The sequence below is a fragment of the Streptomyces durbertensis genome, assembly GCF_014156695.1.
GTDB classification, from domain to species: Bacteria; Actinomycetota; Actinomycetes; order Streptomycetales; family Streptomycetaceae; genus Streptomyces; species Streptomyces durbertensis.
The window spans coordinates 1-12771 of sequence record NZ_WMLF01000127.1; the positions used below are offsets into that span (position 1 = coordinate 1).

Annotated in this window: 10 protein-coding genes; 5 read left to right on the forward strand and 5 right to left on the reverse strand. The window is 72.9% G+C overall.

Translation table 11 applies throughout. The features are described from left to right. Positions 1-39 precede the first annotated feature (39 nt). Both GL263_RS11210 and GL263_RS11215 read right to left on the reverse strand, forming a co-directional pair. The gene (locus tag GL263_RS11210) at positions 40-693 is read right to left on the reverse strand and encodes an FMN-dependent NADH-azoreductase (protein WP_182855480.1); all 654 of its coding nucleotides are present in this window, start codon (positions 691-693) and stop codon (positions 40-42) included. A 77-nt stretch (positions 694-770) separates the two neighbouring features. Beyond that, positions 771-1484 carry a class I SAM-dependent methyltransferase gene (locus GL263_RS11215; protein WP_182855481.1) on the reverse strand — a complete coding sequence of 238 codons (714 nt, stop codon included), beginning with the start codon at positions 1482-1484 and terminating at the stop codon, positions 771-773. Positions 1485-1696: 212 nt separating this feature from the next. Here GL263_RS11215 and GL263_RS11220 point away from each other — a divergent pair, with 212 nt between their 5' ends. From GL263_RS11220 to GL263_RS11230, 3 genes are all read left to right on the forward strand, one after another. After that, positions 1697-3223, forward strand: coding sequence for an alpha/beta fold hydrolase (locus tag GL263_RS11220; RefSeq protein ID WP_182855482.1), 1527 nt, complete (start codon positions 1697-1699; stop codon positions 3221-3223). Positions 3224-3285: 62 nt separating this feature from the next. After that, positions 3286-4518: a cytochrome P450 gene (locus GL263_RS29050; RefSeq protein WP_323379347.1), complete on the forward strand. Its 1233-nt coding sequence runs from the start codon at positions 3286-3288 to the stop codon at positions 4516-4518. Positions 4519-4693: 175 nt separating this feature from the next. After that, positions 4694-5911 carry an acyltransferase family protein gene (locus tag GL263_RS11230; RefSeq protein ID WP_182855483.1) on the forward strand — a complete coding sequence of 406 codons (1218 nt, stop codon included), beginning with the start codon at positions 4694-4696 and terminating at the stop codon, positions 5909-5911. Here the strand turns inward: GL263_RS11230 and GL263_RS11235 are convergent. Beyond that, positions 5908-7011: a winged helix DNA-binding domain-containing protein gene (locus tag GL263_RS11235; RefSeq protein ID WP_182855484.1), complete on the reverse strand. Its 1104-nt coding sequence runs from the start codon at positions 7009-7011 to the stop codon at positions 5908-5910. The genes GL263_RS11230 and GL263_RS11235 overlap by 4 nt on opposite strands. Positions 7012-7134: 123 nt before the next feature. Between GL263_RS11235 and GL263_RS11240 the strand changes: the two genes are divergently transcribed. Together GL263_RS11240 and GL263_RS11245 are read left to right on the forward strand one after the other, a co-directional pair. Continuing rightward, entirely contained in the window at positions 7135-7959 is an 825-nt protein-coding gene (locus GL263_RS11240) for an NmrA family NAD(P)-binding protein (RefSeq protein ID WP_182855485.1), read from the forward strand. 135 nt (positions 7960-8094) lie between these two features. Continuing rightward, a complete protein-coding gene (locus tag GL263_RS11245) occupies positions 8095-10365 on the forward strand; it encodes an ATP-binding cassette domain-containing protein (RefSeq protein ID WP_182855486.1) in 2271 nt (756 codons plus the stop codon). A 104-nt stretch (positions 10366-10469) separates the two neighbouring features. On the opposite strand, the gene GL263_RS11250 is transcribed toward GL263_RS11245, so the two are convergent. Beyond that, positions 10470-12248, reverse strand: a complete 1779-nt coding sequence (locus GL263_RS11250; protein WP_228456418.1) for an acyltransferase domain-containing protein — start codon at positions 12246-12248, stop codon at positions 10470-10472. 184 nt (positions 12249-12432) lie between these two features. Next, positions 12433-12720: an acyl carrier protein gene (locus tag GL263_RS11255; protein WP_182855487.1), complete on the reverse strand. Its 288-nt coding sequence runs from the start codon at positions 12718-12720 to the stop codon at positions 12433-12435. Between the last annotated feature and the right edge of the window lie 51 nt (positions 12721-12771).

Here is a 12771-nt window from a genome sequence, read left to right on the forward strand (position 1 = left end):
CGACGAGGTCCGGCCTGCGTGCGCGACGCGGCCGGGCGCTCAGACCAGGGCGAAGCGGTTCGCGGTGCTCCGCGCCCGCTCGCGCACCTCGGCGGACGCCGCCGCGCGGGACTCGTCACGGCGGCGCACGTCCTCCGGCGAGGCCCCGTACTCGGGTGCCGCGAGCGTCGAGCGGGCGGCCACGACGGCGAGGTCGTAGCCGAGCACGGTCTCGAACACCGTCCGCAGGTAGGGCTCCAGATGGTTCATCCGGCCCTCCTCGGTGTCCGGCCGGTACTCGCCGCCGTAGGCGAGAACGATGGTCGCCGGCCGGCCGGCCAGCGGGTTGGCGGCCGGGTCGGTGGGCAGCGTGCGGCCCATGACCAGCGTCTGGTCCAGCCACGCCTTCAGGCCGGAGGGCAGCGACCAGTTGTACATGGGGGCGCTGACCAGCAGGGCGTCCGCGCCGAGCAGTTCGTCGACGAGCTGGTCGTGCAGCGCGGCGGCGGCCCGCTGCCGGTCGTCCGCCGGGGCGCTCAGGAGGGTGGCGACGCCGTCCGCGTCGAGGTGCGGGACGGGGTCGGCGACCAGGTCCCGGTGCGTGACGCCGGAGGTCGGGTGCTGCTCGTCCCACACGGCCCGGAACTCGGCGGCCAGTTGGCGGGACACCGAGTGCGGCGTCGGGGAGGAGTCGATGTGCAGAAGCGTTGCCATGGGGGTCTCCGGCTGGATGACGGGTCGCTGGGGGCGGATCGGCGGTCGGGGGCGGAAGCGGGTCCGGGGAGGCGGGGTCAGCGCCGGACGCCGACAAAAAGGCCGCGGCCGCACTGGACGCCGGGCACGTAGTCGACGGTCAACCCGGCGTCGCGGAAAGCCGCTTCGTAGCTCTCGCGGGTGAAGAGCATCGCCCGGTGGGTCTCGGAGAAGGAGCTGATGCCCTTCTCCGGGTCGGCGGTGAGGTAGCGGACCTCCATCCGGGAGGCGTCGCCGTCGCGGACGGTGTGCGAGACACGGGCGACGGTGACCCCGTCGACCCGCACCACGTCGCCCGATACGTGCTTGTCCAGGAAGGTCTCCGGGAACCACCACGGCTCGACCGCGACCACGCCGCCCGGCGCGGTGTGACGGGCGAACGTCCGGATGGCGGCCCGGAGTTCGTCCTCCGAGCCGACGTAGCCGATCGAGGCGAACAGGCAGGTCACCGCGTCGAAGACCCGACCGAGGTCGAAGTCCCGCATGTCGCCCTGGTGCAGCGGCACCCCGGGCAGGGCCTCCCTGGCGAGCTCCAGCATGGGCTCGGACAGCTCAAGGCCCTGCACCTCGTCGAACACCTCGGTGAACGGCCCCGCGTGGCCGCCGGTGCCGCAGGCGACGTCCAGGACGGAACGCGCGGCCGGCATCCGGGCGTGGATCTCCCTGACGACGTCCTTCGCCTCGGCGACGTAGTCCTTCCCCCGCTCGCGGTGCTGGGCTTCGTAGATCCGTGCGGACTGTGCTCCGTACATGGTCTCTGCCTCCCTGCTCGGACGTGCTCGCAGCGTTCTGTGGCCGCACGGACGGTCGTGTTCTGGCGGTGAGTGTGGCCGACCGCCCTAGGGAACCGGTGGAGTGCCGCGGCCCGGCGGACGAGCCGTTCCCTAGGGCCTCACGAGGTTGCTGCGGAACGCTCGTGGGGCCGGGACGTGTGACTCGGCCGGCAGCGACGGGGAGGACATCCATGAGTGAGCCGAACGACCTGGCGGCGTTCCACACGCAGCGCCCCGCCTGGACGCCCAGCGAGTTCGACCCGGCGGTCGAGCAGGCGACGATCGAGGTCCCCCTGGACTACTCGGATCCGGCGGGCGAACGGATCTCGGTGGCGGTGAGCCGCCGCCGGGCCGACGACCCGGAGCGGCGGCTCGGCGTGCTCGTCGCGCTCTGCGGCGGGCCGGGCGGCAACGAGGGGCTCGGCCTGGAGGTGTCCGCCAGGTTCGCGAAGACCCCCCTGCCCCGGTACTACGACATCATCGGCTTCGACCCGCGCGGCTACGGCGAGTCCACCCCGCTGTACGCGGAGACGGCGCCCCGCCGGGCCGCGTTCGACACCCGACCCACCGACGACCAGCTCCCGCTCATCGCGGAGGACATGCGCGCGGCGGAGGAGGGCTGCGCCCGCGCCGGCGGCGAACTGCGCCGCCACGTCAACACCCGCAACATCGCCCGGGACCTGGACATCGTCCGGGCGGTGCTCGGCGAGGAGCGCGTCAACTACGTCGGCTACGCCTACGGCACCTACCTGGGCGCGGTCTACGGCACGCTCTTCCCCGACCGGCTCCACCGCAGTGTGCTGGACAGCTGCGTGCATCCGGACTGGTTGTGGCACCGGCAGTTCCGGATGCAGGCCGACGCGATCAGGAACAACGTCGACGCCTGGGCCGCGTGGACAGGGGAACGCGACCGGCGCTTCGGCCTCGGGCGCGGCCGGGAACGGGTGATGGAGGCGGTCGAGGAGGTCGCTGCGAAGCTGGCGGCGCAGCCGCTGAACGGCCTCAACCGCACGCTCTACGACGTCGCGGTCGGCAACGGGGCGACGCTGCGCCCCGAGTGGACGTCGCTCGCCGACCTGGTCGCCGGCCTCCGGGACGGCTCCGAGGAGCGGACCGCGCACGCCGTGCGGACCGCGATGGAACTGGCGAACCTCGGCGTGCGGGCCGGCACCAGCACCGCGCGCACCGCCCGGGCGAAGGCCGCCGCCGCGGCGGAGCGCGCCGCCGCCGAACTCGCCCAGCAGGGCGTGGTGTCGCTGCGCCCGGCGGTTCTGGAGGCCATCACCAGCGAGGCGGACTGGCCGACGGACCTGGAGGAGTACTACGCGGACATGCGGCGGGTCCGCGAGGAGTGCCCGTACGGCTACGCCGTCATGCGGGCGATGCCCTGGGTGAGCACGTTCCGGAGCTTCGAGCCGCCCGAGCCCACGGTGGAGGTCGCGAACCGGGGCTATCCCGCCGGTCTGGTGATCCAGGCGGAGAACGACCCCCTGAACCACTCGGCCGGCGCCGTCGCGATGGCCGAACGCCTCGGCCACCACCTGGTGGTCGTCGCCGACGAGGGCAGCCACGAGCTGTACCCGGAGGCCGGCAACGAGCGGGTCAACGCCCTGGTGACGCGCTACCTCCTCGAAGGTGAGCTGCCCGCCCGCCGGGTCGTGTGCCCCGGCAACCCGAGGCCCGCGGTCGCACCCGATCCGGCCGGCCCCCGGCCGTGAGACCCACCACCGACTCCACCAGCGACTCCACCAGCGACTCCACCAGCGAGAGGAACAGGCACGTGACGCAGACAGAGACCACGACAACCGAGCCGGCGGCGGACTCGGGGCTGCCCGCCTTTCCCTGGCGCCGCGCATGCCCCTACGCCCCACCGGAGCAGTACGACCGGCTGGTGTCGGAGCGGCGACCGGTCGTCCGGGTGGAGCTTGCGGTGGGCGGCTGGGCGTGGCTGGTGACCGGCTACGAGGAGGTGCGGCAGGTACTCAGCGACCAGCGGTTCAGCATCGACCGCGCGCACCCCGGCTTCCCGTACATCATCCCCACCCCCAAGGAGTTCCGCACCAACGCCTCGCTGCTCGGCATGGACGGCGAGCGGCACTCCTCCTACCGCCGCCTGGTCGCCGCCGAGTTCACCACCCGGCGCATCCGGGCGATGCGGGAGGAGGTGCAGCGGGTCGTCGACGGGTGCATCGACCGCATGCTGGCCGAGGGCTCGCCCGCCGACCTGGTGCCGGCGCTCTCCCTGCCGGTCCCCACCGCGGTGATCACCGAACTGCTGGGCGTGCCCAGCGAGGAGCACGAGTTCTTCCACGCGCAGACCAGGCTGATGCTCAACGGCGGTTCGAGCGCCGAGGACCGGATGCGCGGCCTGCGCAACCTGGAGGAGTTCCTGGGCCGGCAGATCGACCGCAAGGAGAAGGAGCCGGGTGAGGACCTGCTCAGCCGCGTGGTGGTCAGGGCGCGGCAGGCGGGGCTCACCGACCGCGGTGAACTGGTCAGCCTCGCCCGGCTGCTGATGGTCGCCGGCCACGAGACGAGCGCCAACATGATCTCGCTCGGCACCCTCACGCTGCTGCGCCACCCGGACCAGCTGGAGATGCTGAAGCAGGACCCGTCGCTCGTCCCCGGCGCCGTCGAGGAACTGCTCCGCGTCCTGAGCCTCGCCGACCTCTCCTCGAACCGGGTCGCGGCGACCGACGTGGAGATCGGCGGCGTCCTCATACGCGAGGGCGAGGGCGTCATCGCCGCGGGACTGAGCGCCAACCACGACCCGCGGGCGTTCCCCGACCCGACGAAGCTGGACATCCGGCGCGCCGGGCCCCGGAACGTGGCGTTCGGCTACGGCCCGCACCTCTGCGTCGGCGCCGACCTCACTCGGCTGGAGCTGGAGGTCGTCTTCGGTACCCTCTTCCGGCGGATCCCCGACCTCCGGCTGGTCAAACCGATGGAGGAACTCGCCTACAAGGACCGGACGATCATCTACGGCGTGCACGAGATGCCGGTCGCGTGGTGACGCGCCGCTGACCGCGCCACACCGGTGGGGGCCGACCCGAGAAGGGGCCGGCCCCCACGCGCGTCCGGCCCCTCGTGTCCGCCCCCGCCGGGTCCAGACGCCCCCGAGCTGGGCTCCACCGGCAAGGCGCACTTTCTGGCCACCGGTCCGATACCCGACAACCGAAGGAGGCGCTATGACGGCGCCGAACATACCGCCCGTGGCCGAGCGCGCCACCTCCCGGCTCCCGTCCCTCACCGGCATGCGGTTCGTCGCCGCGCTCCTGGTGGTCCTCAGCCACGTCGGCATGGTGATCCTGCCCCGGACCGGTGACTCCTGGCTGACCGGTCTGGAGAGTGTCGTCTACACGGCGGGCCCCACCGGTGTGGTCTTCTTCTTCGTGCTGAGCGGCTTCGTGCTGACCTGGGTGGCCCGACCCGGGGACACCCGGCCGCGGTTCTGGCGCCGCCGGCTGCTGAAGATCTACCCCAACCACCTCGTCACCATGGGCGTCGTGGTCGTGCTGATGCTGCTCGCGGGCAACGCGGTCACCTTCAACAACACCGTGCCGACCGTCTTCCTCGTCCAGAGCTGGATCCCGCACCAGGAGGTGCTGCTCAACTACACCTCCAACGTGCCGACCTGGTCGCTCGCGTGCGAGCTGCTCTTCTACGCGGCGTTCCCCTTCCTGCTGCCGCTGCTGCGTCGCATCCCGGTGGACCGGCTGTGGCACTGGGCGTGCGGCACGGGACTGGCGATCGGCGCGATGCCCTTCGTGGCGCTACTGCTCCCGGCCCAGCCGCAGATGCCGCACTCGCCGCTGGCCTGGTGGCGTGAGTGGTTTGTCTACTACTTCCCGCTGACCCGGCTGCTGGAGTTCGTCCTGGGCATGCTGGTGGCCCTGGTGGTGCTCAACCGGCGCTGGATCCGGCTGCCGCTGCCGGCCGCCGTCGTGCTGGCGCTGGGCAGCTACCTGGCCGGCTCCTACCTGCTGCCCGAGGTGTACAGCCAGGCCGCGCTGACCGCGTTCTTCCTCGCACTGGTCATCGCCGCCACCGCCACGGCGGACGTCGAACGCCGGCGCACCGGGTTCGGCGGCCGGACGTTCGTCTTCCTGGGGGAGATCTCGTACGCCCTGTACATCGTGCACTGGCTGGTGGTCTCCTACGGCCCCCTCGGCCTGGCGAAGCCGGACAGCTGGATGGTGGAGTCGACGGTCGCCGAGGCCCTGTGGCAGGGCTTCTGGACGGTGGTGATCAGCCTGGTGGCGGCATGGCTGCTGTACCGCCTCGTCGAGCTGCCCGCGATGCGCCGCTGGAGCCGGCCCTCGTCCGCTCCCCGGGCACCGGGCGGGCCGAAGCCGGCCCGCCCGGCGGCCGAGGACACCCGGCCGAAGGCCGTCACACGGGTCTAGTCGGAGGAGAAGACGACCTCCCGGTCGCGGGCCGGGGCCGCGAGGAAGCCGAGCGCTTCCCCGGCCTCGGCCCTGACCTCTTCCTCCTCGGCGGGGGAGAGGCGCCGGAACGGCCGCACGGTCATCGTGGCCCGCCCCGACTTCGCCGTCAGGCGCCACGTCGCCGCGACCGTCCCGTCGACGAGCACGGCACAGGGATGCTCCATCGTGCGCCCGAAGCCCTGGTCGGCGAAGTCGACGGTGAGCACGCGGCTCCGGTCGGCGTGGGAGAGCAGCAGGTTGTCGTAGTCGTAGAGGAAGCGGACCGGGGCGGGCGTGTCCGCGGCGGGACGCGGCGCGTCGGGCAGGTCGAAGAGCTCCTGCCCGGCCTCGCCACGGAACACGGTGAGCCGGGAGCGCAGTCCGTCGAACACCTCCGCCAGCCGGGTCAGCCCGGACCAGGTCTGCGCGTCCTTGACGGTGGCGGGGCCGAACGCCGCGAGGTAGCGCAGCACCAGCCGCTCCCGGCTCGCCGCCTGGTCGACCTGGCGGCCGGTCCACGACTCCAGCGAGGTGTGCACCACCTGCCCGCTCTTCCCCCACATCCCCCGGGGCGGGAGCTGCACCAGCGGCACGGACGAACGGACGGCCTGGGCAAGCGCGTTGCCGTCCCGTCCGGGCCAGCGCTCGGCGAGCTTCCGGCCGAGCGCCGCGAAGCTCGCCGGCTCCTCCTCGAGCAGCTTCCTGCCCAGCGCCGCCAGTTCCTCCCGGTCGACGTCGACGAGCTTGCGCCCGAAGGAGCCCTTCACGCCGCGTTCCATCACCGGCTCGTGCAGCGGGCGCAGCCAGAGGGCGTCGGCGACGGTCACCAGGTGGATCGTCGAGCGCATCAGCGAGATCCGCACCAGCGCGCGGTCCCGCAGCAGGCCGGCGGTGGCGTGCGGGTCGTAGTCGGCGAGCCGGCTCCACAGCCCGAGATACCAGGTGTGCGGGGTCTGCGCCTGCAGCCCCACCAGCTGTTCGACCGCCTCGGGAACGGTCAGTTCGCTTCTTTCCAGTAGCAACTGACGGGCGAGCAGTGCGCGGTTCAGGGCCCGGTCTGTGATCAGGGGGGTCGACATGCGGCACAGTGTGCCGCACGGCCGGGACACGCACCAGGCGGTTCAAGTGTCATGCGAGACGGGCTCTAGTCGCCGCCGGTAGGTTGCTGCGGTAAGCCATCCCCCTATTCGCGTGAGGGAAACATGACCATCCTCGTCACCGGAGCGACCGGTACGGTCGGTCGGCTCCTTGTGGACGAACTCCTCTCGTCCGGCCAGAAGGTCCGTGCGCTGACCCGCGACCCGTCCCGGGCCAGAATGCCGGAAGGTGTGGAGGTCGTGGCGGGCGACCTCACCGAGGGCGCCGCGGGGCTCGGCGCCGCGCTCGACGGCGTGAGCCGGCTGCACCTGCTCACCACCGCCGGAGACGGTTACGAACCGCTGGCGAAGCCGGAGGAGATCGTGAGCGCCGCCGTTGCCGCCGGGGTGCGCCGCATCACCGTCCTGGGCAGCCCCGTGGGCCAGCCGGTCGAGGCGGCGGTCCAGGCCGCGGGTGTGGAGTGGACGATCGTCCAGCCCGTGGAGTTCATGGCCAACGCGCTCGGCTGGGTGGAGGCCGTGAAGAGCGAGGGCGTCGTACGGGAGCCGTTCGGCAGCACCCGCAGCGCCCTGGTGCACGAGGCCGACATCGCCGCCGTGCTCGCCACCGCGCTGGTGGAGGACGGCCACTCGGGCAAGGTGTACCCGGTGACCGGACCCGAGGCGCTGACGATCCCGGAGAAGGTCGCCACCATCGCCGAGGCGACCGGCCTCGACATCCGCTACGTCGAGCTGTCCGAGGCCGAGGCGCGCGCCAACTGGGAGGCGGCCGGCTACTACAGCCCGGAGGACATCGAGTTCTTCGTCGAGATGGGCGCCAACCCGCCGGAGGTCGGCTACACGGTGGTGCCGACCGTCCAGGAGGTGACCGGCCGGCCCGCACGCACCTTCGCCCAGTGGGCGAAGGAGAACGCGGACGCCTTCCGCTGATCCGTCGCCGGAGCCGTGCGGCACCCCGCCACCCGGCGGCGTGCCGCACACCGGTGACCGCGACGCCATCCGGCGGCCGCACCGCCTCCACCCGGATTCGAGCGGCGGCCGAGCGGCCGGTCCTACCGTGCGGACATGGGCGACAGGACCGACATCAGGATCGAAGGCGCGCGTGAGCACAACCTCAAGGGCGTGTCCCTCACGATCCCCAGCAACCAGATCACCGTCTTCACCGGAGTCTCCGGCTCGGGCAAGTCGTCCCTCGTCTTCGACACGGTGGCGGTGGAGGCGCAACGCCAACTCGCCAGCACCTTCCCCTGGTTCATCCGCAACCAGCTGCCCAAGTACGAGCGGCCCAGGGTCGACTCGATCGAGAACCTCACCTCACCCGTGATCGTCGACCAGAAGCCGGTCGGCGGCGGCGCCCGCTCGACGGTGGGCACGATGACCGACATCTACTCGGTCATCCGGCTGGTCTTCGCCAGGTTCGCCTCCCCAACCACCGGCCTGGTCTCCACCTTCTCCTTCAACGACCCCGAGGGCATGTGCCCCGAGTGCGACGGCCTCGGCCGCACCCTGCGGGTGGCGACCGACCGCCTCACCGACCCCTCCAAGTCCCTCGACGAGGGCGCCATCCTGCTCCCGCAGCACGGCGTCGGCAGCATGGACTGGCAGCTGTACGCGCGGTCCGGGCGACTCGACCCCGCGAAGCGGCTTGCGGACTACACCCCGCAGGAGTGGCACACCCTGCTGCACGGCAGCGGCGGGAAGGTCACCATCAGCTCCCACAGCAGCTCGATGCAGGTCAACTACGAGGGACTGGCCGACCGGTTCGCGCGGATCAACCTCAAGCGCGACCTCGGGCAGCTCAGCGACCGCGCCCGCACCGCCATCGAACGCTTCATCACCGACGGCACCTGCCACGCCTGCGACGGCGCCCGGCTCGCCCCCACCGCGCTCGCCGCACGCCTGGGCGGCCGGAACATCAGCGACTGGTGCCGGATGGAGGTGGGCGACCTCGTCGGCGTGCTGGAGGAACTCGATGACCCGGCGGCCGCGGCGATCGTCGCCCAGGCGAGCGCCTCCCTGCGGCGGATCGTCGACCTCGGACTCGGCTACCTCAGCCTGGACCGGCCGACCGCGTCGCTGTCCGGCGGTGAGGGGCAGCGGCTGAAGATGGTGCGCCACCTGGGCAGCAACCTCATCGGCATGACCTACGTCTTCGACGAGCCGAGCATCGGACTGCACCCCCGCGACGTCGGCCGCCTCAACGACCTGCTGGTGGCCCTGCGGGACAAGGGCAACACGGTGATCGTCGTCGAGCACGACCCCGACGTGATCGCCGTCGCCGACCATGTGGTGGACGTCGGCCCGGCCGCCGGCGTGCACGGCGGTGAGATCGTCTTCACCGGCAGCGTCGCCGACCTGCGCGCCGCCGACACGGCCACCGGCCGCGGACTGCGCCGGGTCACCGAGATGAAGCGGGAGTTCCGCACGCCGACCGGCTGGCTCCGCGTCGAGGGCGCCGAGCTGCACAACCTGAAGAAGGTGGCGGTCGACTTCCCCACCGGCGTGCTGACGGCCGTCACGGGTGTCGCGGGCGCCGGCAAGAGCAGCCTGGTCAACGGCGAGTTCCTGGCCCGCCACCCGGACGCGGTGTACGTGGACCAGTCCCCGATCAGCGCCTCGTCCCGCTCCACCCCGGCCACCTACCTGGGCCTGATGGACCCGGTGCGCAAGCTCTTCGCCAAGGCCAACGGCGTCTCCGCGGGCCTGTTCAGCTTCAACTCCGCGGGCGCGTGCGACGAGTGTCAGGGCCGCGGACTGATCATCACCGAGCTGGCGTTCATGGAACCGGTGACCCGGCACTGCGAGGCCTGCCGCGGCCGCCGCTTCAAGGACGAGGTGCTGGCCCACACCCTGCACGGCCGGACGATCGCGGACGTGCTGGAGATGTCGGCCGCGGACGCGGTGGAGTTCTTCGAGCAGCCGGCGCTGCGCCGCAAACTGGTCGCGCTGACCGAGGTCGGCCTGGAGTACCTGAGCCTCGGCCAGTCGCTCAGCACGCTCTCCGGCGGCGAGCGCCAGCGGCTCAAGCTCGCGCTGCAACTGCACCGCACCGGCACCGTGTACGTGCTCGACGAACCCACCACCGGGCTGCACATGGCGGACGTCGACACCCTCGTCGGCCTGCTCAACGGCCTGGTGGAGAAGGGGAACACGGTGATGGTGGTCGAGCACAACCTGGAGGTGATCCAGCAGGCGGACTGGATCGTGGACCTCGGCCCGGAGGGCGGCAGGGACGGCGGCGAGGTCGTCTTCACCGGGACGCCGGCCGAACTGCTCAGGTCGGAGACCTCGCACACCGGGCGGTACCTCCGGGAGCGGCACGGCCTGCCCGGCTGACACCCCCGGCCGGGTTCGACGGCTCTCGGCCCGGCGCAACGCGGAGGCGGTGGTCGCACCCTGGTGCGACCACCGCCTCCCGCATGTGCTCGGGCCGTCCGTGCTCAGGCCGTCACCGGGGCGCTCGCCGCGGGCACCGCGGCCTCCCGCCCGGGGCCCGTCCAGTGCCAGAGGTCGGCGAGTGCCGCGTCGTCGAGCTCGTGGCCCTCCTCCCACAGCCGCGCGGCCGCGGCGAGCAGCGCGCCGCGCTCGGCCTCGGGATCGCCGGCACGGGCGGGCGACAGGGCCAGCGCGGCGCTCGCGCCGATCCGCACGGCGCGGTGCCGGCGGGCGAACGCGGTGAGGGTCTGCCGGGGCCCGGCCTCGACGAGTAGCACGTCGTCCGCGGCCAGCAGCTCCTCCAACGCGTCCCTGAAGTAGACGGTGTCGGTGATCTGACGCGCCCAGAATCGGGCGCTGTGCGCGTCCTCGGCGGTCATCAGGTGACCGGTGTAGCCGGAGTACAGGGGGAGGGCGGGCTCCCGGAAGGACAGGCCCAGGTAGTCCCGTTCCACCTCGTCCGAGGCGGGCGCCATGGCCGGGGAGTGGAACGGGCTGGTGGCGGGGACGGTGACCACGGTGAAACCGTCCGCCCGCAGCCGCTCGCCCGTCCGCTGGAGCTCGTCGGCCGAACCGGCCAGCATCACCTGCTGGTTGGCGTTCACGGCGGCGATCCCCACGTCGCCGCGCAGATACGGGCGCAGCCGCCCCTCCTCGGCGGCGACGGCCAGCATGCCGCCGGCGGGAATCCGGACGGCGGCCCGCACCCGCGCGCGGACCATGGACACGGCGTCGGCGAGCGGCACCACCCCGCTCAGCGTGGCCGCGACCAGCTCACCCGCGCTGTGCCCCAGCAGCGCCACCGGGCGGACGCCCCAGCTCAGCACCACCTTGGCCAGCGCGTAGTCCATCGCGAACAGCAGCGGCTGGGCGCGTCGCACGTCGTCCACGGGGATCGCCGGCTCCCCGTCGGAGAGCCAGTCGGCGCGGATCCGGTCGCCCTCCTCCCCCCAGTGGGCGAGCACGGCGTCGACAGCCGAGGAGAACACGGGGTGGCGGCCGTAGAGGCCGCGGCCCATGCCGGTGTGCTGCGAGCCCTGGCCGGGCAGGAGCAGCGCCACCGGCCGCGGCCGGCCCCCGCGTACCGTCCTGGCCTTCCGCAGCGAACGGGGGAGCGTCTCCGCGGAGCCGACGGCCGCCGCGCGGACCGCGCCGGACGGACGTCCGCACGGCCACACCGACGGCAGCGAGGCGAACGCCCCGGGACCCGCCGAGTCCAGCAGCGCGGCCAACTCGCCGCGTACCCGCTCCTCTTCCTCCGGGGAGTCACCGGACCACAGCAGCAACCGGTCCGTGTGCGGCTCCGGGTCCCGCCGCCCGTAGCGCAGCGGGCGGAGCGCCACCGGTGCGAACGGGTCGGACCCGTCCGGGTGGTCGACGCCCAGGAGGCCGAGGACGTTCTCCGCGTCGGCGACGGCCTCCGCCGCACGACGGACCGCGTACACGGTGATCGCGCCCTCGGCGGGCTCGCCGAAGGCGGCGACCATGGCGAAGTCCGCCGTGCCGTCGTGCAGTTCCTGGTGCGCGAGTCGCAGGGCGCGGCCGGGGGAGGCCGCGGTGCGCACCGCGAACCCCTCGTGTTCCGGCAGCAGCGCCGGGTCGGGGGCGGTCGCGCCGACGTAGACGACGGTGCGCGGCGGAAGGTCGGCGGGGGAGCGTCCGAAGGCACGCAGCACCGCGGAGACCGCGGCGGTCGTCGCCCGAACGGGAGACGACGCGGACGGCACGCCGCCCGGGCTGACGACCAGCCTGCGGGTCACCGCGCTCTGGGTGGTGAGCGACATGGCTTCTCCTCTGTGGACGGGAGCAAACGAGGTGTGGGAGAGCTGACGAGCTACACGGGCGAACGGGGAGCGGACGGGGAAACGCAGTGGCCGTCCCCGCCCGGGGGATGGGCGGGGACGGCCGTCAGCGGGGCCTGCGGTCAGGCCGTGGCGGGCGCCCGGCGGGGCGGGCCGCCGGCGCGGGTCAGGCCGCGCCGCCCGGCGCGGCGGCGGTGCGCTGCGCCTCGTTGATCAGGGTGAGCAGCGCGCCGGGGGTCTCCGCGTCCACGACGGCGTCGTCCGGGATGGTGATGCCGTACTCGCGCTGGATCTCCCCGATCACCTGCAGCAGGGCCAGCGAGTCGTAGCCGAGCTCGATGAACGGGGTGTCGATGACGTCCCCGTCGAGGTCGACACCCTCCTCCTCGCCCGCGCTCTCCCGCAGCATGCGGGTCAGGTCTGCCAGGGTGACGGTTCCGGTGGCGGTGGTCATGGGGTGCCGTCCTCTCGTTGGATGTCCGGGTTGTGTGGGGGCTGGTGGGGG

What these genes read in the sequence shown, in the direction of transcription:
- GL263_RS11215 (WP_182855481.1), bottom strand. Translation starts at nt 1,484, where the DNA reads ATGTACGGAGCACAGTCCGCACGGATCTACGAAGCCCAGCACCGCGAG.
- GL263_RS11255 (WP_182855487.1), bottom strand. Translation starts at nt 12,720, where the DNA reads ATGACCACCGCCACCGGAACCGTCACCCTGGCAGACCTGACCCGCATG.
- GL263_RS11230 (WP_182855483.1), top strand. Translation starts at nt 4,694, where the DNA reads ATGACGGCGCCGAACATACCGCCCGTGGCCGAGCGCGCCACCTCCCGG.
- GL263_RS11250 (WP_228456418.1), bottom strand. Translation starts at nt 12,248, where the DNA reads ATGTCGCTCACCACCCAGAGCGCGGTGACCCGCAGGCTGGTCGTCAGC.
- GL263_RS11235 (WP_182855484.1), bottom strand. Translation starts at nt 7,011, where the DNA reads ATGTCGACCCCCCTGATCACAGACCGGGCCCTGAACCGCGCACTGCTC.
- GL263_RS11210 (WP_182855480.1), bottom strand. Translation starts at nt 693, where the DNA reads ATGGCAACGCTTCTGCACATCGACTCCTCCCCGACGCCGCACTCGGTG.
- GL263_RS11220 (WP_182855482.1), top strand. Translation starts at nt 1,697, where the DNA reads ATGAGTGAGCCGAACGACCTGGCGGCGTTCCACACGCAGCGCCCCGCC.
- GL263_RS11245 (WP_182855486.1), top strand. Translation starts at nt 8,095, where the DNA reads ATGGGCGACAGGACCGACATCAGGATCGAAGGCGCGCGTGAGCACAAC.
- GL263_RS11240 (WP_182855485.1), top strand. Translation starts at nt 7,135, where the DNA reads ATGACCATCCTCGTCACCGGAGCGACCGGTACGGTCGGTCGGCTCCTT.